This is a genomic window from Pseudomonas sp. NPDC087358 (genome assembly GCF_044900785.1).
Lineage (GTDB): Bacteria > Pseudomonadota > Gammaproteobacteria > Pseudomonadales > Pseudomonadaceae > Aquipseudomonas.
Genome location: NZ_JBJDOA010000001.1, coordinates 667,829 through 692,107 on the forward strand (window position 1 = coordinate 667,829; position 24,279 = coordinate 692,107).

Genomic DNA, 24,279 nt, shown 5'->3' on the forward strand with positions numbered 1-24,279 from the left:
GCATTACCCGAAGATTAACCCTGACACGTAACAATCGACCCCTTCCTACAAAGCCCTTCTATATATATGGAGGCGTGCGACGCTATGCCGCAGGCCTGACCACGACGACCCTTCTATATATATAGAAGGATGCGTCTATTTGTCGCAGTAGCTACTGCCACCCGGCAGCCGTCTGGCTTGCCGGAGGTGGTGTTCAAACCGCTACCGCCGGCAAGCCGTGCTCCTACAAACGCCAATCATCGGCCCAAGGTTTGCAACGCGACATCACTCCAGGGCCGACGCCGGGCCGAAGAACTCGTAACGCGCCTGCTTGTCCGGCACACCTGCCGCCTTCAGTTGCCGCTTGATCGCCGCCATGAACCCCTTGGGCCCCAGGAAGTAGGCGTCCAGGTCGCGCTCCTCGGGCAACCATTGCTCCAGTTGTGCCTGATCCAGCAAGCCAACCGCATGCGCCGCAGGGCTCAGGCCGTCGTCCTCGCTGTAGCAATAGAAGCGCTTGAGCTGGGGATGTCTGGCAGCCAGGCTCTCGATCCAGTCACGAAAAGCGTGAACCGAGCCATTGCGCGCACAGTGAATGAAATGGATGGGACGCTGGGTGGCCAGGGCAGCTTCGAGCATCGCCAGTGTCGGGGTGATGCCGACTCCACCACTGATGAGCACCAGCGGCTTGTCGCTGTGCGCCAGAGTAAATTCGCCCGACGGGGTAAACAGGTTGATGCTGTCGCCGACGTGCAGTTGATCGTGCAGATAGTTGGAGGCGCGACCGCCGGGCTCGCGCTTGACGCTGATACGGTACTGGTTGTTGCCCGCCAGCGCGGAAAGCGAGTAGTTGCGACGGATTTCGTCACCATCGAGGAACAATTGCATGCCTATGTACTGGCCGGCGGTGAACTCAAGAATTGGCTGGCCATCGGCCGGGGCAAAGTGGAAGGAGGTGATTTCCGCGCTCTCCGCCACCTTGGCTACCACCTTGAACTGGCGCGCACCACGCCAGCCGCCAGGGGCTTGGGCTTTGTCGTCGTAGATGGTCTTTTCCGCGCCGATCAAGATGTCGGCCAGTTGCTGATAGGCCTGGCCCCATGCGGCGATGACCTCGTCGGTGGCGATCTCTTCGCCCAGCACTTCACGAATCGCTTCGAGCAGGCACTCGCCCACCAACGGGTAGTGTTCTGGCAGGATCTGCAAGGCGACGTGCTTGTTGATGATCTTGGCCACCAGGTCGCCCAGTTGCTCAAGCTGATCAATGTGACGGGCATACATCAGCACGCCGTTGGCCAGCGCGCGAGGCTGGTCGCCACTGGCCTGGTGAGCCTGGTTGAACAGCGGGCGCACTTGCGGGTATCTATCGAGCAGCTTCTTGTAGAAATGAGTGGTGAGCGCCTCGCCGCCACTTTCCAGCAGAGGCACGGTGGCTTTGACGATGGCACGATCGGAAGCATTCATCATGTGGACTCCTGAGACTGATTGAGTAAGGACTACCTTGGGTATATCAGGAACCGTGCCAGAATTAATTACGTTGTAAATCAATAGCTTGATTATTAGGTGTCAATTTGACCAAGCCCAGCCTGCGGTCAAAAAGACCTTCGACAGGTCATTTTGACCATGCGCGAAACGGGACATGAAACGCCACCACCTGGCGAATGGGCTAAAGCCTGCCTGCATGGGGTCGATAAACCGTCATCGAAAGCTGTTTGCTCGTTCAGGGGCAAGCAGAGACCGCATGACAGAAGGTTCATATGTCCAAAAACGTCCGCGCAGACTCACTCTCGCTTCTGCTGTTCACGTTACGCAGCGGAAAGCTGATGGCGATCAACCTGCTCAAGGTCAGTGAAATCATCCCCTGCCCTGCCCTCACGCGCCTGCCGGAATCTCACCCTCACGTCAAAGGCGTTGCTACCTTGCGCGGCAACTCGTTGTCGGTGATCGACCTGAGCCGTGCCATCGGCGAACGGCCACTGGTGGACCCGGACGGCGGCTGCCTGATCGTCACCGATGTCAGCCGCTCCAAGCAGGGCCTGCATGTCCAGGCGGTGAGCAAGATCGTGCATTGCCTGACCACTGACATCCGCCCGCCGCCCTTCGGCTCCGGCACCAAGTCGTTCATCACCGGCGTGACCCAGGTAGACGGCACGCTGGTTCAGGTACTGGATATCGAAAAGGTGATCCATGGCATTGCCCCTGCGCGAATCGCTTCCGTAGCCACTGAGCTCAGTCCTGAAGAGGTCGAGGTATTGACCAAGGCGCGCATTCTGGTGGTCGATGACAGCCAGGTGGCGCTGCAGCAGTCGGTCATCACCCTGCGCAATCTGGGCATCGAATGCCATACCGCACGCAGCGCGCGGGAAGCCATCGATCAGCTGCTCGACTTGCAAGGTACGGCGCAGCAGATCAACGTGGTGGTCTCCGACATCGAGATGTCCGAGATGGATGGCTACGCGTTCACCCGCACCCTGCGTGAGACGCCCGACTTCCAGGAACTGTACGTGTTGTTGCACACTTCGCTGGACAGTGCGATGAACGCCGAAAAGGCCAAGGCCGCAGGTGCCAACGCCGTACTGACCAAATTCTCCTCGCCCGAGCTGACCCGATGCTTGATCGAAGCCGCCCGTACGGTCCAGGCCCAAGGGATCTGAAGCCCGCTGCCACGGATCAATCAACCGGCCATTATTGGCTGATGCGTCGCGATCCTCTCCGGCCAGGCCGGTCTGTTGCCTGGCCGCAGGCGCTGCGCGACGTCGCATTCACTGCCGCCAATGCCGCAGCGGTTCACCGGTTGCTGGTAGAGGGCCGGCAGCATGGGGGCGGCCGCGTCGACGATTTGCAGACATGGCTGGACGGCTTCCAGAGCGACCCGGAGTTTGACCGGCGACTGTGCTTCGTCGTTGAAGACGCACAAGGGCCGGTAGCGGTCGCGCAATGCTGGACCAGCGCTTTCATTCGCAACCTGGTGGTCGATCCTCGCGTGCAACGGCGTGGCGTCGGTCTGGCACTGCTGGAGCGAGTATTCGAGGCGTTTGCCGAGCGCGGTGAAAGTCACGTCGATCTCAAGGTGATGGAGAATAACCTGGCGGCCCGCCATCTCTATGAGCGCGCCGGCATGCACTATGTGCAACGTTACGAACTGGAACCGCGCTGAGCTACTCTAAGTCGCTGTCACTTTCCCCCGATTTCGACGACGATGGAGATCCGCATGAACCGCAATACCCTGCTGTTGCTTGCCCTGACTGCGATGGCCGGGCAGGCCAGCGCATCCAGCCCTGACGCCTGGAAGGCATTCGACAAGACACTGGTCGACCGCTGCGTGGCCGCCAGTTCGCTGAAAAACGCCAGACCTGCCGGCACCGACGCGGCATTCGATGACAGCGTCGGCTTCAACGCGTTGCTGATCAAAGGTCAGTACAAACAGGCATTCATGAAGAACAAGGCCGGCACCGAACTGTGCCTGTACGACCGCAAAAACAAGAAAGCGCTGATCACTGAGTGGGACAACGTCACCTCCTTGCCGAAGAAATAGGACAGGCGCCCGTATCGTGCCTCCCGCTCCACTGCACATCACGCAGGCGATGAGCTATATGTTCATCCCTTTGCAGAGCGCCTGAGATGCATCGATGAGAAGCGTTGCGATCGTGCTGTTCCCCAATGTCCAGTCACTGGACGTCGCTGGCCCGCTGGACGTGTTTGCCGAGGCCAATCGTTTCGTGGCAGACGGCGATGGCTACCGGATTGTCACCCTGGGCGCGGCGCCCTACCCGATTTTCGCCTCCAACGGCATGCCACTGGGGGCGCAGTACGACCTCGCGGACGCGCCCAGACAGTTCGACATCCTGCTGGTGCCCGGTGGCCCGTTGCTGCCCGAGAGCGAGGAGATGCCGCATATCACCCGGTGGCTGTTGCAAGCCACCCCGCTGGCCGGGCGCTATGGCTCGATCTGCACCGGTGCGTTCATTCTCGGACATGCAGGATTACTCGACGGCAAGCAGGCCGCCACGCACTGGAGCCACGCGCAACAACTGGCTGATCGGTTTCCCGAAGCGCTGGTCGAGCCGGATCGAATCTATGTCCGCGATGGCAAGTTGATGACCTCGGCCGGGGTCACCGCAGGCATCGACATGGCCTTGGCGCTGGTCGCCGAAGACCATGGCCCGGGGATTGCGCTGGCGGTCGCCAAGCGTCTGTTGGTGGTTGCACAGCGTCAGGGTGGACAGTCGCAGTTCAGCCCGTACCTCACGGCATCGGTGGACGACGACTCGCCGGTGGCGAAAATCCAACGCTACGTCATGGAGCACATCAGCGAGCCATTCTCGGTGGAGCGACTGGCCGAAGTGGTGTCCATGAGTCCTCGCAGCTTTGCCCGCGTGTTCGCCCGGGATGCGAAAATCACCCCGGCCGAGTTCGTCCAGCGGGCAAGGATCGACGCCGCCCGGCATTTGCTGGAGGGCAGCGAAATGGTGATCAAGGCGGTTGCGTATCACTGTGGGTTCGGCAGCGCGGCGCGCATGCGGCTGATCTTCAGTCAGCGTCTGGGAGTGACGCCGACGCAGTACCGCGAAAGCTTTCGCAAGCAGGGTTGAAGCAGCATCCCGATCAGCGTTTGCCCATCGACCGGCGGGTGCCCGACGGCGCAGCGCCTGGACGCTTCTCGTGACTGGATTTGCCCGACTTCTGATAGTAAGGCTGATCCTTCTTGGCCTGCGCCAGCTCACCCGGCTTGAACGGGAAAGTGAACGCTGGAATCACCGGTTTACTGGCGTCGGCTGAGGCGTTGGCATCGACCGACTCGATGGCGAGGTCGGGAGCTGGTGGGTGTTCGGGGGTGGTCATGAAAAGCTCCGTAATCGCGAAAGGGTCGGTGAGTGGGCAGGCGGTGCCCGCAAGCCGCGCAGCATACCTGAATCACCAGGCTACTGCCTGTGACAACCGAGCAACGGCCTACTTGTAGAACAGGTCCACCAGCACCTCTGCCGAAAACGGACCCGGCGTCGGCGCATTGGTCTGCCACACCAGCTCGGCATAAAAATCGGCCGTGGCGGAGTAGTTATCACCCAGCAGGTCGGTGGCGGGAAAGGGTTCGTTGTAACGGACCAGGCTGTCGTCCAGCACGTTGGCGATACGAATACCGACACTGTCGTTGTTCACCGGCACCAGCACATCGCCAGACAATGTGCCGGACACGGGTGTGAACCGCGCGTTGAGGCTGAATGGCGAATCACATATACGGCTGGTGGCCAGTGCGAACCGGTGAAAGGCCGCAACCTTGCCGATGCGCACGTCCTTGATGGGCACTTCACCGAAATCGATGGTCTCCGGCATGACCCTCAACTCGGCGTTACAGGCAACAAAACGCAGGCCTGCGAGGTTGTTGATCAGGTAATTGAGGTTGTTATCCGGCACCGGGTTCATCGCGCTGCCGCTGTCGACCTGAAACATGCGGTAATCGAGCAGATCGCTGGCAACGCCGGAGGGCGGCGTCGGTCCGTATTTCTGGATGAACACGGAAAACGGCAGATTGAAACTGACCGTGGCACAGGCCGTCAGGTTGTCGGCAGACTTGCTGCAGGCTGGCACTACTTGTTGCGTAGGAACTCGTCCGCTGGTCTGCAGGTAGTCGATGCCATTGAGTGTCATGCCGGCGCGAATCCCCTGGCCAATCTGCAGATTCTCAGGGTTGAGGTACAAAAACACCTCTTCGGCGTCACCGGGTTGATCCCGGGCACATACGACACCGATGTCCAGCCGCTCCGAGCGCCACACCACGCTGCCGTCCGGCAATGTCGCGGGAATCGCGACGCTGCTGCTCAAATCACCGCGAACCACGGTCTCACCTGAGCCCTGCGTCTTGCAGGTCATGGCCACGCCGGTGGCCGGAAGCATCAATGCGACAAGGAAAATCGCACACCAACGGTGGAAGGAAAAGGTGCTCATGGTCAGCATTTCCGTACGGATGAATGAGCGCCGGGCGTTTGAAGCCGGGCGTTGAAAGGCTCGCTGCTGCTGATTGGCCCGCAAAAGTCACGCTGCCCGCCGTAATCGGTCAGCGCCTTGAAGCTCAAATGCCCAGATGCAGGTTCTCGATGCAGACCTGCCGGCAGGGCCAGAGCACGCTGCGAGAGCGGTCCGAGCATCAGGTCTTCGACGACCTCGATGCCGTTGATGGCGAGGTTGTGCAGCGACACATGAAACGGCGTCGGATTGCGCACCCACAACGCCGAACGATGCTCCGCCGTCCATTGCCAGGCAACACGTTGCGCAGCCTCGGCTGGATCTCCCGGCAAGCCTTTGGGGCGGTAAAACACGTTGATGCGCTGGCGTACCGCAATGCTCAACTGCTGCCTGGCCTCGCTGCGACGCGGCACCTCCAGCACGTACAAATGCAACATCGACTCTCGGTCGCTCGGCATGCCGACCCCTTCATAAAGAATGCGCAACGTCTGTCTGCCGCGGCCTGGTAATTGCGCCAGATGGGGCGTGACCACAAAAGGTAAATCCGCAGGGATCACCGGCTCAGCCCGGGCATCCTTGAGCCAGGCCTGGATCAGCACCGGAGCATCGCCGGGGTTGCTCAGCTCGATGGTCGCCTCCTGGTAACGACCCTCGAACACCAGGCGCGTGCCCGCCAAAGCAACCACCGCCTGCGCGTCCAGGCTGAAAAACAGCAGCATTGCGCACACCACAGCCGTCCAATTCATTGGCAAATCACCTTGAGACGGTCGTAGGTCAGCTGTGGGTTTCTGGGCGGCAGATCAAAGCGTGCCCGGCACTGCTGATCGGACCATTTGACACTCAGCTCGCCACTGTCCTGCTCGCTCAGAACCAGCGCGCGACCGGTCGGATCAACCGCCGCCAGCAGCTTGCCGTCCTGTCCTTCAACCACGGCGCCGAGGGGCAGTCGGCTGCCGTCAGGGCGCACCAGTTCAAACTGCACCCTGCGACCGACGACGGCGTTGAAACTGGCCAGCGGCACGGCGCCCCGACGCGGTACGACCTGAGCCACCGCGTTTTCCAGCTCGACATCGGCGCCCAACTGACGAGTGTCCAGGCTGACCCAGTTGGCGCGATACGGCTGGGCATAAGGCAAAATCGCGTAACCGTTCGCCGCGGTCTGGACATTGCTGTAGCTGGACAGCCTTGCCCCAGCGACATCCTTGACCTGCACCAGCGCGAAGGTCTCACCCAACGGCTGGCCGAAATTCAAGCCTCCTGCGTGCCCCACCACTGAACCGGCGGCGCCGACACTCAGCGCTCGATAATCGCGGCCCTGACCATATCCGGCGTCGAAACGGCCGTAGGGGGTGGTGGTGTTGAGCTTGCCGAAACCGGCGGAACCGGAGCGGTTATCGTGTCCGGCCTGTACCGAATAAAACGTATTGCGATCATCGAACACCTGGCCGTTGAGGCCAGACTGCACCGCGTAGGCGCCGGAATTGTCACGCACGCCGTTGAAGAACGCACGCGAGGCGCCGGGGCTGTTGCCAAGCGGCAGGCTCAGGGTCAGGGCGATGCGATTGTCCGTCTGGCTGCGGCCATTGCGCTCGAAGGTCTGATTGCGCTCCAGCGCAAGGCTGTAACTGAGGCTGTGCCAGGCGGCGTTCCATGACAGGTTCAACTGCCGGGTCTTGCCGGTCATGTTCCAGTAACGTTGTTCGGACCCGGTAAGGCTCAGCGACGCCGATTGCTCCGACAGCGCCTGGGTCAGGTTGATTTCCACGCGATCGCGCGCCCGGCCGATGCGCGTCCCATCCCGATATTGGCCCTCCTGGACATGTTCATCGAGGGTGCGGTATTGATCGGTGGAGTATCGATACCCGGCGACCGCCAGGGTCGTGTCGGTCAGGTCCAGGGTGTTGGCGTAGCGCAGTCGCAGGCTTTGCCCGCTATGGGTCTGCCGTGGCTGCCGGCTCACCGACTGCGTGAGGTCCAGCGAAACTGCGCCCAGCCCGGTGTCGACCCCGGTACCGATATTCCCCGCCTGATAGTCCCCAGCGACCTGCGCGCCACCGGCTGCGGTCAGCCGTTCCGTCAGGCCATAGATGAGCGTGGCGCTGGCAAAACCGGGCGACTGACCGCCGTCGACGTTGCTGTCGTACTGCCCCGCCGCCAGGCTGTAGCGCAGCGCGCCCTTGGGCACCATGATCGGTAGCGATGCATACGCTTGAGTGAACACGCGCTCGCGACCATCGGCCTCGATCACCGTGATTTCCAGATCGCCATTGGAACCGCTGGGGTAGATGTCGGCGATTTCAAAAGGGCCGGGCGAGACATTGCCGCTGTACAGCACGAATCCACTCTGGCGCACTTGCACCGTCGCGTTGGTTTCGGCGATGCCTCGGATCACCGGGGCATAGACCCGCTCGCTGTCCGGCAGCATGCCGTCGTCGGACGCAAGCGTTACACCGAGAAACCGCACACTGTCGAAGACCTGCGAATCGGTGAAGGTTTCGCCCAGAGTCAGCTGACTCTTCAATGCGCTGATGTCGCGCTGAACGAACGTCCGGTTGCTGCGAAACCGGTAAGGCTGCCCGTCGCCGTAGACCAGCGAGGACTCGTTGCGAAGACGCCACGCGCCAAGATTCAGACCGTTGCGCAGGCCCAGGTAATACTGGTCCTGGCTCTGATTGCTGCGCGTACGCCGCGCGCCACTGAAACTGTAATTGATGAAACCGACCGCCTGCCCTTGGTCCCAAAGCTCCGGTGCCACGTAACCACGAGCGCTGCGCGACATCATTGCCTGCGGGATGCTGATGTTCAGCCGCAGATTGGCCGGTTGATATTCGACGCTGGCAAATTCCACATTCGCCGACAAATCGAAACAGGGCTTTGACGCGGCGTCGGTCTGATCCAGTGCCTTGGTGTCCATCCCGAACTGTTGCAGCATGTCCAGGCTCAGGCAGGCTTCGATCGTGCCACTGAGCGCATTGGCGGCAAAACTGATGTCACGTCTTGCGCTCAGCGCCCGGTTGACATACACATCCACGCGATAGGTGCCGGGCACCACACTGTTACCTTGCAGAAAGGTCTCGAGGTCCGCTGGCTGGTCCGATCCCTGAATGAATGCCGTATTGAATTTCACCCCGGCCAACGCCGTTGCATAGCCGCTGCTGCCGACGCTACTGCTGCTGCCGTCGGTCATTGCCATGGCGCTGGAACCGACCATCCATGCGGTAGTGGCTGCGATGCAGGTGGCCAGTCGATGACGCTTGTGCGTGTCGTGCCGCCCGGCGCTGCGTCGGTGGGCGCAAGGAGGCGCAGGCTCTGGCACAGGTTCCCTGTTGTTCTTGTCTCGCCGTTCCATTAGCTGATTTCACTCGTACGCTGAGTCTCGATGCGCTGCCGATTCCTGTCGGTGGAGCGCGCGACGCTGCAGCCGGGAATCCGTCCGGCTGAAAAAAACAGGTCAATGAAAAGTCCTGGCTACGGGTAGCAGGCTATCGGGGAGGTGGCTCGATCCGGCTGGCCTGGCTTACTTGCTCACCGGACACACTGGCGTGATAGAGCTCCTGCGCGCCGAAGTCGTTGATGCTGATGAATTTCAATTCCACAGCGCCGTCCCTGGTTTGACTCAAAGGCAGTCGTACCCGCTGCAAGGGAGCGAGCATCCGGCTGTCCTCCTGAAACAGCTCGCGCCCGCGCTGACTGGCGGCAAGCTTGATCATCGAGACGTGATAGGACCCCGGATTGTTGACTTCGAGCTGCCCGTCAAGCACCCGCCATTGCAGGGCCTGGGCTGCTTTCAATGGATCGCCGGCCAGGCCCTGCGGGCGATAGAACACCTTGATGCGCTGGCGAATCGCGATTTGCAGTTCGTTTTCACCAGGGGACTGGGGGATCTCCTGGACGTTGAGCCACAGCACCGACTCACGATCGTCGGCCATCCCTTCGCCCGCATAGATCACCCTGATCAGCTGTTTGGCGTTACCCGCCATTCGCGCCAGCGCCGGAGTGATGGCGAACGGCAGGCTAGCCGTCGACGGTTTCTGGATATCACCCTCCAGCCATGACTGGGCAAGGATGTCGCCCGTCCCGGTGTTATGCACCAGCAGACTGACTTCCTTGTCCTGCCCCGGATAAATGAGGCGCGTGGTGTTGAGCACGATGCCGGCATGCGCCTGGACCGCGAGCGTCATCAACAGCCCCGGCCACGCCAGGCGCGCGATGAAACGAATAAGGGTAGAGAACATGGGGGATCGTCTTCAGTTCAGAGGCTGGCAGGGCAGGCAGCGCCTGCCCTGCCTGTTGCATCACAGATAGTCCATCACGAAGGGCAGGAAGCCGTCGGCGTTACCAGGATTGGTGGCTGCACCGTTGAGTACATACACCGCGCCAAAGTTGATTTCAGCCGTGGCACCGTCAGCCGCATCCTTGATCAGCGGGGTATCGATGGTTTCGCTGCCGCTCAGGTCCATCAGCACGTTGGAGGCATTGAGCAAGCCGATGCCCACACCGTCGGCGGCGCCGGTGGTACGCAACAGCTGCTGGTCAAGATTATCCAGGCCGCTGCCCTGACGAGCGATGAAACGCATGCTCACCGTGTTGTACTGCGCCGCGCCGCCGGTGCAGGTGACCAGCAACTGGATTGGCGATGCGGTTTCCAGCTTGCTTTGGGCGAAGGTGCCGATATCCGAGAACGATACATTGCCCATGTCGACGTTTATTTCACCCGGGTTGGCGCCAGGGCTTGCGCCCGCCCCGGCACCGATGTCGCAGGTGATGTTGGTCAAGGTGCCGTTAAAGACCAGCCTGCCGTTGTTCGCTGCGGTGGCGGCACCCGCCACGCTGAGACTCATTGCGGCCACGAGAGCCAGAGTAAGAGAAATCATTTTCATGTTAGCGACATTCCTTGTGTCAATTCGCGTGTGCCCAACTGGACGGAGCGAATCATAAGCGCACCGCTGCCCGGCGGATGTCAGGCTATCTACCTGGAACTTGCAGAAATGACAGTTTGGCTTGCCAGAACTTTCTGTAGGAAATGTCGGAGCAGTTGTTAAGCGTAGGAAAAACATGGCATTGCGATGAATGAGCGAAAAAAAGCTTGGCCGAACCTTTGCCACCCATTTGTAAGCAATGATCTTCAGCCAGGATTAAACGCCAATGAAAAAGCCGCCCTCGCCGGAATCGGCAAGGGCGGCTCATCGCTTCTGAAAAAAGGGGGTGCTGCCGACGCTGCTACTGATAGGTCAGCGTCACGATGCCATTGTGTGCACCGACGATGATCGAGGCCCGCTCGGCATACGCCGTGGACACCGGCAAGGCTGCGCCTTCGCAGGCGTCATCATGACTGGCCAGGCTCAGGCTAAGGGTGGTGCTGACTTTCAACGACTTGAGTTCGTGGTGCTGAGCTGGAGCGCTCAAGACCTTGGCATCGCACCCGGCATTGACCAGCTGGCCGTGCAACATCAGGGAGTTGGCCATCACCAGGGGAACCGATCCCGGAACAACGCAGGCCCCGATAAACGCGATCGAAAAAAACACCGAGACTGTCTTTTTGCATTTCATCGCCATACTCCGGAGTAAAGACTCGCTGATCGCAGTCAAGTCGAGGCAGGGACCGTCGACGCCCCGTATCCACGAGCGTTCTCTGCAGCAATTGCTACCAGGTTTTGAACCCACTCATCGAAGATCGTGCCCCTTCCTTATTTATCGCCCTGTTCGGTGTTTTCTTTATTCAACTTCATCTTCCGCTCTTATCAAGCTGACAATATTGACAGGTAGCAGTCATTTTGCTGACCGGATGCAGGGGTTATAAAGGAGGCTGTCGATTATCTGCCTTTCTTACTTTCGCTGGCGTTATCCCTGTATGCACAAAAAGAAAAATTCTGTGATAGCCATTGCCGTACTGGTCGCGCTGATCGCCATCGGTAGCTGGTTCTTCAGCCGTCCCACTGAAAAGAAAATCAGTGCACCCACCGCCGTGCCGGTTCAGGTCATCAAGGTGGTAGAGGAGGACGTCCCGCGCTATGTCACCGGCATCGGTTCGGTGTTGTCACCGCAAAGCGTAGTGATTCGCCCACAGGTCGATGGCATTCTGACCAAGCTGATGGTCAAGGAGGGACAGCAGGTCAAGACAGGGGATTTGCTGGCTACCATCGATGACCGCTCCATTCGCGCAGCGCTGGAACAGGCCAAGGCGCAGTTGAGCCAGAGCCAGGCGCAGCTGGATGTCGCAGAAGTCGACCTCAAGCGATACAAGCTGCTGACCGTCGACAACAGCATCTCCAGGCAGCAGTACGATCAGCAGCAGGCGCTGGTCAATCAGCTGAAGGCCACGGCCCTGGGCAATCAGGCTTCCATCAACGCCTCGCAAGTACAGCTTTCCTATACTCAGATTCGCTCTCCAGTGACCGGTCGCGTCGGCATCCGCAATGTCGACGAGGGCAATTTCCTGCGCGTCAGCGATGCAATCGGTTTGTTTTCGGTGACCCAGATCGACCCGGTCTCGGTGGTGTTCTCCCTGCCGCAACAAATGCTTCCGACCCTGCACGAGCTGTTGGCGGCGAGCACTGCGGCCAAGGTCGATGCGTATCTGGGAGAAGGTGCCACCGGTGCCTTGCTGGGCGAAGGCAAGCTGACGCTGATCGACAATCAGGTCGCGGCAACCACCGGCACCATCAAGGCCAAGGCCCTGTTCGACAATGCCGCCGAAAAGCTATGGCCCGGCCAACTGGTCACCATCCGCATTCAGACGGCCCTGGAGCGCAATGCATTGAAGGTTGCGCCGCAGGTCGTGCAGCGCGGTATCGATCAGCACTTTGTCTATCGGGTCAAGGGTGACAGTGTCGAAGTGGTACCGGTCAAAGTGCTGTATCAAGACAGCGACCTGATGCTGATCAGCGGCGTCAACGTCAACGACGTGCTGGTCAGCGACGGTCAGTCGCGGCTCAAGAACGGCGTGCGCATCGAAGTGGTCAAGGCCGATGCCGCCGACACCTTGGCACAGACCGCTACGGCGCCGGCCGGGGCCGCCAAATGAAAGGCCATGGATCCCTCTCGGCATGGTGCGTGAATCATCCGATCGCCACCGTGCTGCTGACCTTCGCCTTGGTGCTGCTGGGCTGCATCGCCTTCCCTCGGCTGCCGGTCGCGCCGTTGCCAGAGGCCGAATTCCCGACCATTCAAGTCTCGGCGACGCTGCCCGGCGCCAGCCCTGAAACCATGGCGTCATCGGTGGCGACACCGCTGGAAGTGCAGTTCAGCGCAATTCCCGGCATGACCCAGATGACTTCCAGCAGTGCCCTGGGCTCGACTAACCTGACGCTGCAATTCACCCTGACCAAAAGCATCGACACCGCAGCCCAGGAAGTGCAGGCCGCGATCAACACCGCCTCCGGCCGCCTGCCTGCCGACCTGCCCACCGCGCCGACCTGGCGCAAGGTCAACCCCGCCGACAGCCCGGTACTGATCCTGAGCATCAGCTCCGATCTGATGCCGGCAACCGAACTGAGTGATATCACCGAGTCGCTTCTGGCGCGTCAATTGAGCCAGATCAACGGCGTCGGCCAGGTCGCCATCACCGGCCAGCGACGCCCGGCCATTCGCGTGCAGGCGGCGCCGGAAAAACTTGCGTCCATTGGACTGACCCTGGCCGACCTGCGCGAATCGCTGCAACAGACCAGCCTCAATCTGGCCAAGGGGGCGTTGTACGGCAAGGACAGCATTTCCACCCTGGCCTCCAACGACCAGTTGTTCCAGGCCCGGGACTACGAGCAACTGATTGTTTCCTACAAGGATGGCGCACCTGTTCATCTGCGCGATGTCGCACGAGTCATCAACGGTTCGGAAAACGCCTACGTCAACGCGTGGTCCGGCGAGCAGCAGGGCGTGAACATCGTGGTGTTCCGCCAGCCCGGCGCCAACATCGTCGACACCGTCGATCGCGTATTGGGCGAACTGCCACGCCTGCAGGAAATGCTCCCGGCCTCGGTGGATGTCTCGGTCCTCAGCGACCGCACCAAGACCATTCGCGCGTCCCTGCATGAAGTGGAAATGACCCTGATGATCGCCATTGCGCTGGTCATCGCGGTCATGGCGCTGTTCCTGCGTCAGCTTTCGGCCACCCTGATCGTGACGGCCGTGCTGGGTGTCTCGCTGGTGGCCAGTTTCGCCCTGATGTACGTGCTGGGGTTCAGCCTCAACAACCTGACGCTGGTGGCGATCGTGGTGGCCGTCGGCTTTGTGGTCGACGATGCGATTGTCGTGGTGGAGAACATTCACCGCCATCTGGAAGCCGGTGAAAGCATGCGCGATGCCGCCATCAAGGGCGCGGGCGAGATCAGCTTCACCGTGGTGTCCATCAGCTTCTCGCTGATCGCGGCGTTCATTCCGCTGCTGTTCATGGGCGGCGTGGTCGGGCGTCTGTTCAAGGAGTTCGCCCTGACCGCGACCTCGACGATTCTGATCTCGGTGATCGTGTCCCTGACCCTGGCGCCAACCCTGGCCGCGCTGTTCATGCGTGCGCCCAAACACGACGCCCATGCCAACCCCGGATTCGGTGAAAAGCTGCTGGCGCAATACGCCCGAGGCGTGCGCTTTGCTTTGGCCCATCAGCGCATGATGCTGGGGATTTTCGGCTTGACGCTGATCCTGGCCGTGGCCGGCTATGTGCTGATCCCCAAGGGCTTCTTCCCGGTCCAGGACACCGGCATGGTGCTGGGCACCAGTGAAGCGGCTGCGGATATCTCCTACCCCGACATGGTCGAGAAGCATAAACAGCTGGCGAAAATCATCGCCGCCGATCCTGCCGTCAAGGCCTTCTCGCATTCGGTGGGGGTCAGCGGCAGCAACCAGACCATCGCCAACGGCCGGGTCTGGATCGCGCTCAAGGACCGCGCCGATCGCGACGTTTCCGCCAGCCAGTTCATCGACCGCATCCGCCCCAAGCTTGCGAAGATTCCGGGCATCGTCCTGTACCTGCGCGCAGGGCAAGACATCAACCTGAGTTCCGGCCCGAGCCGTGCGCAATATCAGTACGTGCTCAAGAGCAACAACGGCGCACTGCTCAACGAGTGGACGCAAAAGCTCACCGAGAAACTGAAATCCATCGCGGCGTTCCGCGACCTGTCCAACGATCTGCAACTGGGCGGCAGCGTGACCCATCTGGACATCGATCGCAGCGCCGCCGCGCGGTTCGGCCTGACCACCGCTGACGTCGATCAGGCACTGTACGATGCCTTCGGGCAACGCCAGATCAACGAGTACCAGACCGACATCAACCAGTACAAAGTCATTCTGGAACTCGAACCCCAGCAACGCGGCAAGGCCGAAAGCCTGAACTACTTCTACCTGCGATCACCGCTGACCAACGAGATGGTGCCGCTGTCAGCGCTGGCCAAGGTCGGCGCGCCAAAAATGGGCCCGCTGTCGATCAGCCACGACGGGATGTTCCCGGCGGCCAACCTGTCGTTCAACCTGTCGGCGGGAGTGGCGCTGGGCGATGCGGTACTGCTGCTCGATCAGGCCAAGAACGAGATCGGCATGCCGGCGGCGATCATCGGCAACTTCCAGGGCGCAGCCCAGGCCTTCCAGAGCTCGCTGGCCAACCAGCCATGGCTGATCCTTGCGGCGCTGGTGGCGGTGTACATCATTCTGGGTGTGCTCTATGAAAGCTTCGTGCACCCGCTGACCATCATTTCCACGCTGCCCTCGGCCGGTATCGGCGCGCTGTTGCTGCTGTGGCTGATGGGCCAGGATTTCTCGATCATGGGCCTGATCGGTATCGTGCTGCTGATCGGCATCGTCAAGAAGAACGGCATCCTGTTGGTGGACTTCGCCCTGGAAGGCCAGCGCCATCGCGGCCTGACCCCGCAGGAAGCCATCTATGAGGCGTGCCTGACGCGCTTCAGACCCATCATCATGACCACCCTGGCGGCATTGCTCGGTGCCTTGCCGCTGATGCTCGGCTATGGTGTCGGGGCCGAACTGCGTCAGCCGTTGGGCATTGCAGTGGTAGGCGGGCTGCTGGTGAGTCAGGCGCTGACGCTGTTCACCACGCCGGTGATTTACCTGCAGCTTGAACGAATTTTCCACCGCAGGCATCCGACGGCTACACCTGCACCCGGCAAAAAACCTGCGGTCGTACCGGCAACAGAAATGAGCACCGAAAAGTGAGAGTGGACCGATGCGTGTCCTGATTATCGAAGACGAAGAGAAGACCGCCGATTACCTGCACCGTGGTCTGACCGAGCAGGGTTACACCACCGACGTTGCCCGCGATGGCATCGAAGGTTTGCACATGGGGCTGGAAAGCGAATATGCGGTGATCATCCTCGACGTCATGCTGCCCGGCCTTGACGGCTATGGTGTGCTGCGTGCCCTGCGTGCACGCAAACAGACGCCGGTGATCATGCTCACCGCGCGTGAGAACGTCGATGATCGCATTCGCGGCCTGCGTGAAGGGGCCGATGATTACCTGGGCAAACCGTTTTCATTTCTGGAGCTGGTGGCTCGCCTGCAAGCGCTGACCCGCCGCAGTGGCGGGCATGAGCCGGTGCAGATCAGCATCGCTGACTTGTGGATCGACCTGATCAGCCGCAAGGCCACGCGCGCCGGTGGCCGTCTGGACCTGACGGCCAAGGAGTTTTCGCTGCTCAGTGTGTTGGCCCGTCGCCAGGGTGAGATCCTTTCCAAAACCTCGATCGCCGAGATGGTCTGGGACATCAATTTCGACAGCGATGCGAACGTGGTCGAGGTGGCGATCAAACGCCTGCGCGCCAAGCTCGATGGCCCGTTCGAGCAGAAACTGCTGCATACCATCCGCGGCATGGGCTATGTGCTGGAGAGCCGGCGTGTCGAGTAATTCGATCGCCCTGCGTCTTAGCGGCATGTTCGCGCTGGTGGCGCTGTTGGTGTTCCTGCTGATCGGCTGGGCCCTGTACCTGCAGGTGGACAAGGGGCTGGGCCTGCTGCCGGCGGCCGAAGTGGATGCCCGGTACAGCGTGCTCGAATCGGCGGTGCAGCGTTACGGCACGCCCGAGCACTGGGTCAAGATCAACGCCAAGCTCAAGCTGCTCAGCGAGGAAGACAAGCGTCTGCGATTCTGGGTCGTCAGCGACAATCCGACCTATGAGTTCGGCCATCCCGATGCCGAGATCCGTGCCTTCGCCAACGGCCCGCTGGGTATGCGCGACCTGAATCTGAGCGATCACGACTACCCGTTCAAAGTCCGCGTCAGTCAGTTCCCGGCCAAGGATCAGCGCCCTCCCCTGCGCTTTCTCACCGCCATCGACACCGAGACCTTCTGGCAGACCCAGCATTCGCTGTTGATCGCCCTGATCAGCCTGGCCGCGATAGGCATCGCGCTGGCCTCGGCGCTGGGTTATTGGGTCGCGCGCATCGGCCTCAAACCCTTGCTCGACCTTTCGCTGGAAGCGCGCAAGCTGGCGCCGCCGCGGTTGTCTGGAAGGCTGCGATTGTCTTCGCTGCCGCCTGAACTGGATCAGTTCGTGACCTCGTTCAACTCGACCCTGGAACGGGTTGAGCAGGCTTACTCGCGACTGGAGTCATTCAATGCAGACGTCGCCCACGAACTGCGTTCGCCGCTGACCAATCTCATCGGCCAGACCCAGGTCGCGCTGACGCGAGGACGCTCGGCCGAGCATTACTTCGAGGTGCTGCAGTCGAACCTGGAGGAGCTGGAGCGGTTGCGCTCGATCATCAACGACATGCTGTTCCTGGCCAGCGCCGACCAAGGCAGCAAAGCCACCGAACTGACCCAGGCGTCACTGGCCGAAGAGGTGGCAACGACCCTGGATTATCTGGATTTCATTCTGGAAGACGCGCAGGTCCAGGTCCAGGTGCGCGGCGACGCCAGCGCGCCCATCGAGAAAGCCCACCTGCGCCGCGCGCTGATCAACCTGCTGCACAACGCTGTCCAGCACACGTCGCCCGGCCAGATCATCCATGTCGATATCAAGGAAGAAGCCGACCACGTCAGCATCGGCGTCACCAATCCCGGCGCACCGATTTCCGGCGAGCACCTGCCCAAATTGTTCGAGCGCTTCTATCGGGTCGATGCCTCACGCAGCAACAGCGGCGCCAACCACGGACTGGGCCTGGCCATCGTCAAGGCCATCGCCCTGATGCACGGCGGCACGGTATTCGCCCGCAGTGAACACGGGGTGAATACGTTCGGGATCAATTTGCCGTGTTGAGGTTGGGGTAACAGCACAGGTCATGTGCAAGACACTAGGGCTACAAACAAGCTCCTCACGCAGCTTTGTCCCGCGACCTGCCGGGTATCGGCAGTAGAATCAGACGGCGCGGTGGGTCAGGTGCCCAGCGTTCGCAGGTTTTGCTGACGCTTCGCGCCAGATCGTTGGCAAGCCAAGCTCCCACGCCCTGCGGGCAGAAGCGATCGACATCTATCGCCTTGCGAGCAGAGGCAACCGACATCTATTGCGCCGCCTGTCTTTGATTCAGGCCGAAGGCCATGGGAGCCGGCCTGCTGGCTCCACAAGGTAATGCATTGAGCGCTGACTGCAGTGATCAACCCTTCTTCACGAATTCGGACTTGAGCTTCATTGCGCCGATGCCGTCGATCTTGCAGTCGATGTCGTGATCGCCGTCGACCAGACGAATGTTCTTGACCTTGGTGCCGACCTTGACCACCAGCGGCGAACCCTTGACCTTGAGGTCTTTGATCACGGTCACCGTGTCGCCATCCTGCAGGGTATTGCCGACAGCGTCCTTGATGACTTTCACATCGTCGCCCGCTTCAGCGGCGCCGTCGGCGGACCATTCGTGGGCGCATTCCGGGCAGATGAACTGGGAACCGTCTTTGTAGGTGTATTCGCAATTGCATTTCGGGCACGGCGGTAAGCTCACGGCGGATCTCGCATCAGTCTGGAATAGGCGCAGGATTATAAGGGTTTTTATGAAAGCGCGGGAACGGCGTTGAACCGGGGTGAACCTTGCAGGCACAGGAAGTCATAACCCTTATCCGTTGCCTACAACCGCACCCGTTAAAAGGGGACAAGCAATGAACGCTCACCATGACTTGCAACGCTTCCTCACCGCGCAAGAACCGGTCTTCGAAAACGCCCTGGCCGAGCTGGAAGACGGCCGCAAACGCAGCCACTGGATGTGGTTCGTCTTTCCTCAGCTCAAGGGCCTCGGTCACAGCGAGATGGCGCAGCGCTTCGGGATTGGCGGGCCGGATGAGGCGGTTGCCTATCTGGCTCATCCGACTCTGGGTCCGCGTCTAGAACGTTCCTGCCGCGCCCTGTTGAAATGGCGCCATCGCAGCGCGCTGGACATTCTGGGGTCGCCGGATGACATGAAGCTGCGCTCAAGCATGACCCTGTTCGCCGCCGTTGCTCCCGACAACCCTTTGTTCCAGGAAGTGCTCGACGGATTTTTCCAGGGCAAGCCGGATAGCACGACGTTGTCCATGATCAGCCAGGCAACGGATCACCTGTAGCAGTCCGGCTTGCCGGCGGTGGACTCATTGAGATCCCGACCGCCGGCAAGCCGGGCTGCTACAGAAACCCATCTGGCTGACCTGATTGACTCATGCCAGCGCCGTATCCATCACCATCATCAGACAGAAGCCAACCAGCAGCCCGAAGCTGGCCACTTTGTCATGTCCGTTACGCCGCGATTCGGGGATGATTTCGTGGGTCACCACCAACAGCATCGCGCCTGCCGCCAACGCCAGACCGAGCGGCAGCAGCAGCGCGGCGATTTCCACCAGCCAGGCGCAGAGCACGGCAAAGACCGGCTCCACCAGACCCGATGCGGCGCCGATCAGAAAAGCATTGAGCCGCGACATGCCCGCCGCCGCCAGTACCAGCGCAATCACCAGGCCTTCAGGTACATCTTGCAGGGCGATGCCCATGGCCAGACTGTCGGCATGCGCCAACCCACCGCCAGCCGAAACGCCCACCGCCATGCCTTCGGGAATGTTGTGAGCAACGATGGCGATGACGAACAGCCAGATGTTCGACGCGATTGCCGGTTTTCCCGCGACGTCCGAAAGATGCGGACCTCGCGAGACCAGCGTGTCCACGACGAACAGCCCGACGGCTCCCATCAGAATCCCGAAACTGATCAAGGCCCCGGCGCCCCACGGCGTGAAGCCCAGGCCTTGAGCGGCGCTTAAACCTGGCACGATCAGGGAAAAGGCGGTTGCCGCCAGCATGATGCCGGCGCCGAACCCCAGTAATGCGTCAGACACCGCGACCGGCATCCCTCGGATCACCAGCACGGGCACCGCCCCCAACGCGGTGCCCAGGGCGCAGATCGCGCCGCCTTCCAGCGCCCGTAACATCCGTGGTTCAAGGCTCAACCAGGTGAGCCCCTGGACGATCAGTAACCCCGTACCCACCAGTAGCAGGATCGAACCCAGAGCCAGACGAAACAACCGTCCGCTGCTGATAGTGAGAAATTCCGAGCGCATAGATCGCCTTATTGCTGACAGATGAAATTAACTGAGAGCGGCCTGATAACGCTCGGCGACGGCGGCCCAGTTAACGACGTTGTAGAACGCGGCGATGTATTCCGGGCGACGATTTTGATAACGCAGGTAGTACGCATGTTCCCAGACGTCGAGGCCCAGAAGTGGCGTATTGCCGTGCATCAGCGGGCTGTCCTGATTGCCGCTGCTCTCGACGATCAGTTTCTTTTCCGGGGTCACACTCAGCCAGGCCCAGCCACTGCCGAAGCGGGTCAGCGCAGCTTTGGTGAACGCTTCCTTGAAGGCTTCGATGCCGCCCAGTTGCTCATCGATGGCCTTGGCCAGCGCACCCGTCGGCAGACCGCCGCCCTTGGGACTCATGACCTCCCAGAACAGTGAGTGGTTGGCGTGGCCGCCGCCCTGATTGATCACCGCAGGGCGCAGTTTCTCCGGCAACTGACCGACACTGGCGACCAGCTTTTCGATTGGCCACTCGGCGTATTCGGTACCCTCGACGGCGGCATTGAGGTTGTTGATGTAGGTCTGGTGGTGCTTGGTGTAGTGGATTTCCATGGTTTGCGCATCGATGTGCGGTTCCAGGGCATCGTAGGCGTATGGCAAGGCAGGCAAGGTATACGGCATATCAATGGACTCCAAAGGACAAAGTGCCGGCGGCTGCAGCGTTATGCTCAGGTGCCGAGCGTGAGTGTTCGCCGCTGCTGTCGAGCAGGCGGTGGGTACGCGGGTATTCACCGTGTTCACTGATAAAACCCAGCAGTTCGCTGTAGGTCTTGTTGCTATGGCGCAACGCAGCCTGGCGCAGCGTAGGGGTCAGACTCGGGTTCTGGATCATCTGCAACAACCGCTGGTGGGCCGAGCACAGGTACTCGGCGCTCTCCTCCGGTTGATGCAGGCTCAGGTGCAGATCGGCGAGGTTGTGATGGGAAATCACCAACGCCGCCACCGCCTCATCGGCATCGCTCCAGCGCTCAAGCAGCACCTGCGCCAGCGCCAGTGCCTGCAGATAGAGCTCCCGGGCCTCGATCAGATCACCACGGTTGAAACAGCTATTGCCTTTCACAATGGTGCTTTTCCAGTGCTCCATGGGCGACTCTCCTCAATCAACAGCGTGAGCGAAAACAACTGCGGTCAGATGCCGCCGCCATGCACTACTCATCGAAACACCCTTGCATCAGTTCAGCGGGTGAAATCGAGGGCAGCAGCACGCAGGTCGCCAGTTGACGGGCGAAAACCTGCCAGCGTTGATGCTGGCAAGGGGAATGCGCCAGGGCTTGCAGGTCGCGCAAAGGGCGCCAGGCCTGATCCAGACACAGGGACCGCCAGTGCCAGGGCAGCGCGGTGTCGCGGGCGGTGTCGATCAGCAGGCGGAAAGTGCTTTCGGCGATCAGCGCCTGCGGTGTGGCGGTGAAACGCGCCAGATACCGGCCCTCGGCCAGGTAGTGGTCGATGACCCGTGGCTCGTCGGAATCCAGCGCACAGCGGATCCGCAGACTCAGCGCGCGCCAGTTTTCCATGTAGGGCGACTCATGCAGGACAGTACCCATGACCCGGGCTCATTTAGCGAATGATATTCATTATTAAATGAGTTTAAGAATCAAAACAACCCCCGGCGTTTTGGCCGATCAGTCCGGATCCCTGATAGCGGTATGTCTGCGACTCACTCAGCACCTGATGCACCGCTATCGCGAGCAAGCTTATGCCTGCAGTGGATCTGGCTTCGGGTGTTCTGGTGGGCATAAAAAAGGCCTGCACATGGCAGGCCTTGGAAAACGCTGCGAAGCGGGCGAAATCAGCTCCCCGCCACCGTCATTTTTTCGATCAAAACGGAACCGGTGCGGATGTTGCTGCGCAGCTCAAGATCGCTGCCAACGGCGACGATCTGCTTGAACATGTCGCGCATGTTGCCGGCAATGGTGACTTCCTGCACCGGGAACTGGATTTCGCCATTCTCGATCCAGAAACCCGCCGCGCCACGGGAATAATCGCCGGTGACCATGTTCAGGCCGCTGCCCATCAGCTCAGTGACCAGCAGGCCGCGTCCCATACGGCGGATCAGCGCCGCCTGGTCTTCGGTGCCGTGAGAGACGAACAGGTTATGCACGCCTCCGGCGTTCGCCGTACTCGGCAGGCCCAGTTTGCGTCCCGAATAAGTGCTGAGGATGTACGACACCAGATCGCCGTTCTCCACAAACGGCTTGGCGTACGTGGCCAGGCCGTCACCGTCGAATGCCGAGCTGCCCATCGCACCGATCAGATGCGGACGTTCGTCGATGGTCATCCACTCGGGGAACAGGCGTTGGCCCATCGCGCCTTCCAGGAAAGACGACTTGCGGTACAGGTTGCCGCCGGAAATTGCGCCAAGGAAGCTGCCGAACAGACCGCCCGCCAGCTCAGCGGCGAACAGCACCGGCACCTCGCAGGTTGGCACTGGCCGCGCGCCCAGGCGGCTCGCAGCGCGCTCGGCGGCTTTCTGGCCGATGAGCCTTGCGTCCATCAACAACTCGCCCTGGCGATTGACGTCATACCAATAGTCGCGCTGCATCTGGCCGTCTTTCTCGGCGATCATCACGCAGCTCAGGCTGTGCCGGGTCGAGGCGTAACCGCCGATAAAGCCGTGGCTGTTGCCGTACACGCGGCAGCCTTGATGCACATTGAGCGTGGTGCCATCGGCGTTCTTGATCCGGGGGTCGGCATCGAAGGCGGCCGCTTCACAGATCAGCGCGCGCTCGATGGCCTGCTCAGGTGTGATGTCCCACGGGTGGAACAGATCAAAATCCCGCACATCCTTGGCCATCAAGGCGGCATCGGCCAAGCCCGAGCTTTGGTCTTCGGAGGTGTGTTTGGCGATCGCCAGGGCAGCGGCAACGGTTTCGCGGATTGCCTCCGGGCCACTGGCCGAGGTGCTGGCCGAACCCTTGCGCTGGCCGACATACAGGGTGATGCCGAAGCCCTGGTCACGATTGAATTCGACGGTTTCAACTTCGCGCTGACGAACCGAAGTGGACAGGCCCTGTTCCAGAGAAACGGCGACTTCACATGCGCTGGCACCCTGACGCTTGGCTTCGGCGACGATTTGCTCGACCTGTTGTTGCAGTGCCGGCAAGGCCTGCGGGCCGACGCTTTCTGATGCACTCATGACTTTCTCCATCAAATTCGGATTCGGGCACTGACCAAGTGCCCACCGGGCCGGACAATTGGCCCCTGACTGGTTATCATGGCGGCGTTTATTTGCGGACGGCCCCCATGGTTGATTCTTACGACGACTCCTTTGACGGAGAAAAAAGCAAAACCCAAGTCAAACGAGAGCTTCACGCTCTGGTTGAACTGGGCGAACGCTTGACGACATTCAAGCCCGATGTGCTGGCCAAGCTGCCACTGACCGACGAGTTGCGTCGGGCATTGGCCGATGCTCCCAAGCACACCGCGCATATCGCGCGCAAACGCCACATTCAGTTCATCGGCAAGCTGATGCGCGATCAGAACCTGGACGAAATCCTGGTCCTGCTCGATCAGCTCGATGCTTCCACGCGCCAATACAACGAGCGCTTTCATAATCTGGAACGCTGGCGTGATCGCCTGGTTACCGGTACTGACGATGTGCTCGAGCAATTCGTCAACGAGTACCCGGACGCCGACCGTCAGCAACTGCGTTCGCTGATCCGTCAGGCCCAGCACGAAACCGCGCAGAACAAGGCTCCTGCCTCGACCCGTAAAATCTTCAAGTACATCCGCGAACTGGACGAAACCAAACGCGGGCTGCGTTGAACCTGTCGTGGGGGGGGGGGGGGGGGCGGGGGGGGGGGGGCGGGCGGGGGGGGGGGGGGGGGGGGGAGGGGGGGGGGGCCGGCGAGGGAGGGGGGGAGGGGGAGGGTGTG

General features: G+C 61.0%; 24 protein-coding genes. 10 read left to right on the forward strand and 14 right to left on the reverse strand.

The annotated features are described in order from the left end of the window. Positions 1 to 264: 264 nt before the first annotated feature. Complete coding sequence (gene hmpA / locus ACI2KS_RS02990; RefSeq protein ID WP_404617018.1) at positions 265 to 1,446, reverse strand: NO-inducible flavohemoprotein; 1,182 nt, start codon at positions 1,444 to 1,446, stop codon at positions 265 to 267. Between the two features lie 290 nt (positions 1,447 to 1,736). On the opposite strand from hmpA, the gene ACI2KS_RS02995 reads away from it, so the two are divergent. The 4 genes from ACI2KS_RS02995 (at position 1,737) to ACI2KS_RS03010 (ending at position 4,571) form a co-directional block, all read left to right on the forward strand. Further along, positions 1,737 to 2,633, forward strand: coding sequence for a chemotaxis protein CheV (locus ACI2KS_RS02995; protein ID WP_404617020.1), 897 nt, complete (start codon positions 1,737 to 1,739; stop codon positions 2,631 to 2,633). 41 nt (positions 2,634 to 2,674) lie between these two features. Next, positions 2,675 to 3,136: a GNAT family N-acetyltransferase gene (locus tag ACI2KS_RS03000; protein WP_404617022.1), complete on the forward strand. Its 462-nt coding sequence runs from the start codon at positions 2,675 to 2,677 to the stop codon at positions 3,134 to 3,136. 54 nt (positions 3,137 to 3,190) lie between these two features. After that, positions 3,191 to 3,514 carry a hypothetical protein gene (locus tag ACI2KS_RS03005; protein WP_404617024.1) on the forward strand — a complete coding sequence of 108 codons (324 nt, stop codon included), beginning with the start codon at positions 3,191 to 3,193 and terminating at the stop codon, positions 3,512 to 3,514. A 94-nt stretch (positions 3,515 to 3,608) separates the two neighbouring features. Further along, entirely contained in the window at positions 3,609 to 4,571 is a 963-nt protein-coding gene (locus ACI2KS_RS03010) for a GlxA family transcriptional regulator (protein WP_404617026.1), read from the forward strand. A gap of 13 nt (positions 4,572 to 4,584) precedes the next feature. Here ACI2KS_RS03010 and ACI2KS_RS03015 read toward each other — a convergent pair whose 3' ends face one another. The 7 genes from ACI2KS_RS03015 to ACI2KS_RS03045 form a co-directional block, all read right to left on the reverse strand. Beyond that, positions 4,585 to 4,821 (reverse strand): hypothetical protein, encoded by a 237-nt coding sequence (locus ACI2KS_RS03015; RefSeq protein ID WP_404617028.1) that lies wholly within the window; start codon positions 4,819 to 4,821, stop codon positions 4,585 to 4,587. A 108-nt stretch (positions 4,822 to 4,929) separates the two neighbouring features. Beyond that, a complete protein-coding gene (locus tag ACI2KS_RS03020; RefSeq protein WP_404617030.1) occupies positions 4,930 to 5,922 on the reverse strand; it encodes a fimbrial protein in 993 nt (330 codons plus the stop codon). A 2-nt stretch (positions 5,923 to 5,924) separates the two neighbouring features. Beyond that, entirely contained in the window at positions 5,925 to 6,686 is a 762-nt protein-coding gene (locus ACI2KS_RS03025; protein WP_404617031.1) for a molecular chaperone, read from the reverse strand. After that, positions 6,683 to 9,127, reverse strand: coding sequence for a fimbria/pilus outer membrane usher protein (locus tag ACI2KS_RS03030; protein WP_404617262.1), 2,445 nt, complete (start codon positions 9,125 to 9,127; stop codon positions 6,683 to 6,685). Before ACI2KS_RS03030 ends, ACI2KS_RS03025 begins: the two co-directional genes overlap by 4 nt. A gap of 295 nt (positions 9,128 to 9,422) precedes the next feature. Beyond that, entirely contained in the window at positions 9,423 to 10,175 is a 753-nt protein-coding gene (locus ACI2KS_RS03035; protein WP_404617033.1) for a molecular chaperone, read from the reverse strand. Positions 10,176 to 10,235: 60 nt separating this feature from the next. Beyond that, positions 10,236 to 10,820 carry a fimbrial protein gene (locus ACI2KS_RS03040; protein ID WP_404617035.1) on the reverse strand — a complete coding sequence of 195 codons (585 nt, stop codon included), beginning with the start codon at positions 10,818 to 10,820 and terminating at the stop codon, positions 10,236 to 10,238. A 340-nt stretch (positions 10,821 to 11,160) separates the two neighbouring features. Next, complete coding sequence (locus ACI2KS_RS03045; protein WP_404617037.1) at positions 11,161 to 11,490, reverse strand: hypothetical protein; 330 nt, start codon at positions 11,488 to 11,490, stop codon at positions 11,161 to 11,163. Positions 11,491 to 11,791: 301 nt separating this feature from the next. Between ACI2KS_RS03045 and ACI2KS_RS03050 the strand changes: the two genes are divergently transcribed. The 4 genes from ACI2KS_RS03050 to ACI2KS_RS03065 are packed head-to-tail and all read left to right on the forward strand — an operon-like array spanning position 11,792 to position 18,140. After that, positions 11,792 to 12,964, forward strand: coding sequence for an efflux RND transporter periplasmic adaptor subunit (locus tag ACI2KS_RS03050; RefSeq protein WP_404617039.1), 1,173 nt, complete (start codon positions 11,792 to 11,794; stop codon positions 12,962 to 12,964). Further along, the gene (locus ACI2KS_RS03055) at positions 12,961 to 16,098 is read left to right on the forward strand and encodes a multidrug efflux RND transporter permease subunit (protein ID WP_404617041.1); all 3,138 of its coding nucleotides are present in this window, start codon (positions 12,961 to 12,963) and stop codon (positions 16,096 to 16,098) included. Before ACI2KS_RS03050 ends, ACI2KS_RS03055 begins: the two co-directional genes overlap by 4 nt. Positions 16,099 to 16,108: 10 nt before the next feature. Continuing rightward, a complete protein-coding gene (locus ACI2KS_RS03060; RefSeq protein ID WP_404617043.1) occupies positions 16,109 to 16,786 on the forward strand; it encodes a heavy metal response regulator transcription factor in 678 nt (225 codons plus the stop codon). After that, positions 16,776 to 18,140, forward strand: coding sequence for a heavy metal sensor histidine kinase (locus ACI2KS_RS03065; RefSeq protein ID WP_404617045.1), 1,365 nt, complete (start codon positions 16,776 to 16,778; stop codon positions 18,138 to 18,140). Before ACI2KS_RS03060 ends, ACI2KS_RS03065 begins: the two co-directional genes overlap by 11 nt. A 334-nt stretch (positions 18,141 to 18,474) precedes the next feature. Here ACI2KS_RS03065 and ACI2KS_RS03070 read toward each other — a convergent pair whose 3' ends face one another. Continuing rightward, positions 18,475 to 18,813 (reverse strand): zinc ribbon domain-containing protein YjdM, encoded by a 339-nt coding sequence (locus ACI2KS_RS03070; RefSeq protein ID WP_404617047.1) that lies wholly within the window; start codon positions 18,811 to 18,813, stop codon positions 18,475 to 18,477. 154 nt (positions 18,814 to 18,967) lie between these two features. Between ACI2KS_RS03070 and ACI2KS_RS03075 the strand changes: the two genes are divergently transcribed. Further along, positions 18,968 to 19,408 (forward strand): DUF1810 domain-containing protein, encoded by a 441-nt coding sequence (locus ACI2KS_RS03075; RefSeq protein WP_404617049.1) that lies wholly within the window; start codon positions 18,968 to 18,970, stop codon positions 19,406 to 19,408. Positions 19,409 to 19,498: 90 nt separating this feature from the next. On the opposite strand, the gene ACI2KS_RS03080 is transcribed toward ACI2KS_RS03075, so the two are convergent. The 5 genes from ACI2KS_RS03080 to pmbA all read right to left on the reverse strand — a co-directional run bounded on the left by ACI2KS_RS03080 (position 19,499) and on the right by pmbA (position 23,540). Continuing rightward, positions 19,499 to 20,386 carry a ZIP family metal transporter gene (locus tag ACI2KS_RS03080; RefSeq protein WP_404617051.1) on the reverse strand — a complete coding sequence of 296 codons (888 nt, stop codon included), beginning with the start codon at positions 20,384 to 20,386 and terminating at the stop codon, positions 19,499 to 19,501. A gap of 27 nt (positions 20,387 to 20,413) precedes the next feature. Then, positions 20,414 to 21,025 carry a superoxide dismutase gene (locus ACI2KS_RS03085; RefSeq protein WP_404617053.1) on the reverse strand — a complete coding sequence of 204 codons (612 nt, stop codon included), beginning with the start codon at positions 21,023 to 21,025 and terminating at the stop codon, positions 20,414 to 20,416. 1 nt (position 21,026) lies between these two features. Continuing rightward, positions 21,027 to 21,488: a hypothetical protein gene (locus tag ACI2KS_RS03090; protein WP_404617055.1), complete on the reverse strand. Its 462-nt coding sequence runs from the start codon at positions 21,486 to 21,488 to the stop codon at positions 21,027 to 21,029. A gap of 64 nt (positions 21,489 to 21,552) precedes the next feature. Next, positions 21,553 to 21,948 carry a FagA protein gene (locus tag ACI2KS_RS03095; protein ID WP_404617057.1) on the reverse strand — a complete coding sequence of 132 codons (396 nt, stop codon included), beginning with the start codon at positions 21,946 to 21,948 and terminating at the stop codon, positions 21,553 to 21,555. Between the two features lie 245 nt (positions 21,949 to 22,193). Beyond that, positions 22,194 to 23,540 (reverse strand): metalloprotease PmbA, encoded by a 1,347-nt coding sequence (gene pmbA / locus ACI2KS_RS03100; RefSeq protein ID WP_404617059.1) that lies wholly within the window; start codon positions 23,538 to 23,540, stop codon positions 22,194 to 22,196. A 107-nt stretch (positions 23,541 to 23,647) separates the two neighbouring features. Between pmbA and yjgA the strand changes: the two genes are divergently transcribed. Then, entirely contained in the window at positions 23,648 to 24,169 is a 522-nt protein-coding gene (yjgA, locus tag ACI2KS_RS03105; protein ID WP_404617061.1) for a ribosome biogenesis factor YjgA, read from the forward strand. Positions 24,170 to 24,279 lie beyond the last annotated feature (110 nt).

What these genes read in the sequence shown, in the direction of transcription:
- ACI2KS_RS03010 (WP_404617026.1), top strand. Translation starts at nt 3,609, where the DNA reads ATGAGAAGCGTTGCGATCGTGCTGTTCCCCAATGTCCAGTCACTGGAC.
- ACI2KS_RS03035 (WP_404617033.1), bottom strand. Translation starts at nt 10,175, where the DNA reads ATGTTCTCTACCCTTATTCGTTTCATCGCGCGCCTGGCGTGGCCGGGG.
- ACI2KS_RS03095 (WP_404617057.1), bottom strand. Translation starts at nt 21,948, where the DNA reads ATGGGTACTGTCCTGCATGAGTCGCCCTACATGGAAAACTGGCGCGCG.
- ACI2KS_RS03025 (WP_404617031.1), bottom strand. Translation starts at nt 6,686, where the DNA reads ATGAATTGGACGGCTGTGGTGTGCGCAATGCTGCTGTTTTTCAGCCTG.
- ACI2KS_RS03015 (WP_404617028.1), bottom strand. Translation starts at nt 4,821, where the DNA reads ATGACCACCCCCGAACACCCACCAGCTCCCGACCTCGCCATCGAGTCG.
- ACI2KS_RS03080 (WP_404617051.1), bottom strand. Translation starts at nt 20,386, where the DNA reads ATGCGCTCGGAATTTCTCACTATCAGCAGCGGACGGTTGTTTCGTCTG.
- ACI2KS_RS03050 (WP_404617039.1), top strand. Translation starts at nt 11,792, where the DNA reads ATGCACAAAAAGAAAAATTCTGTGATAGCCATTGCCGTACTGGTCGCG.
- ACI2KS_RS03075 (WP_404617049.1), top strand. Translation starts at nt 18,968, where the DNA reads ATGAACGCTCACCATGACTTGCAACGCTTCCTCACCGCGCAAGAACCG.
- ACI2KS_RS03060 (WP_404617043.1), top strand. Translation starts at nt 16,109, where the DNA reads ATGCGTGTCCTGATTATCGAAGACGAAGAGAAGACCGCCGATTACCTG.
- ACI2KS_RS03030 (WP_404617262.1), bottom strand. Translation starts at nt 9,127, where the DNA reads ATGACCGACGGCAGCAGCAGTAGCGTCGGCAGCAGCGGCTATGCAACG.
- ACI2KS_RS03020 (WP_404617030.1), bottom strand. Translation starts at nt 5,922, where the DNA reads ATGAGCACCTTTTCCTTCCACCGTTGGTGTGCGATTTTCCTTGTCGCA.
- ACI2KS_RS03000 (WP_404617022.1), top strand. Translation starts at nt 2,675, where the DNA reads ATGCGTCGCGATCCTCTCCGGCCAGGCCGGTCTGTTGCCTGGCCGCAG.
- ACI2KS_RS03045 (WP_404617037.1), bottom strand. Translation starts at nt 11,490, where the DNA reads ATGAAATGCAAAAAGACAGTCTCGGTGTTTTTTTCGATCGCGTTTATC.
- ACI2KS_RS03040 (WP_404617035.1), bottom strand. Translation starts at nt 10,820, where the DNA reads ATGAAAATGATTTCTCTTACTCTGGCTCTCGTGGCCGCAATGAGTCTC.
- ACI2KS_RS03005 (WP_404617024.1), top strand. Translation starts at nt 3,191, where the DNA reads ATGAACCGCAATACCCTGCTGTTGCTTGCCCTGACTGCGATGGCCGGG.
- ACI2KS_RS02995 (WP_404617020.1), top strand. Translation starts at nt 1,737, where the DNA reads ATGTCCAAAAACGTCCGCGCAGACTCACTCTCGCTTCTGCTGTTCACG.
- ACI2KS_RS03085 (WP_404617053.1), bottom strand. Translation starts at nt 21,025, where the DNA reads ATGCCGTATACCTTGCCTGCCTTGCCATACGCCTACGATGCCCTGGAA.
- ACI2KS_RS03090 (WP_404617055.1), bottom strand. Translation starts at nt 21,488, where the DNA reads ATGGAGCACTGGAAAAGCACCATTGTGAAAGGCAATAGCTGTTTCAAC.
- hmpA (WP_404617018.1), bottom strand. Translation starts at nt 1,446, where the DNA reads ATGATGAATGCTTCCGATCGTGCCATCGTCAAAGCCACCGTGCCTCTG.
- ACI2KS_RS03055 (WP_404617041.1), top strand. Translation starts at nt 12,961, where the DNA reads ATGAAAGGCCATGGATCCCTCTCGGCATGGTGCGTGAATCATCCGATC.
- yjgA (WP_404617061.1), top strand. Translation starts at nt 23,648, where the DNA reads ATGGTTGATTCTTACGACGACTCCTTTGACGGAGAAAAAAGCAAAACC.
- pmbA (WP_404617059.1), bottom strand. Translation starts at nt 23,540, where the DNA reads ATGAGTGCATCAGAAAGCGTCGGCCCGCAGGCCTTGCCGGCACTGCAA.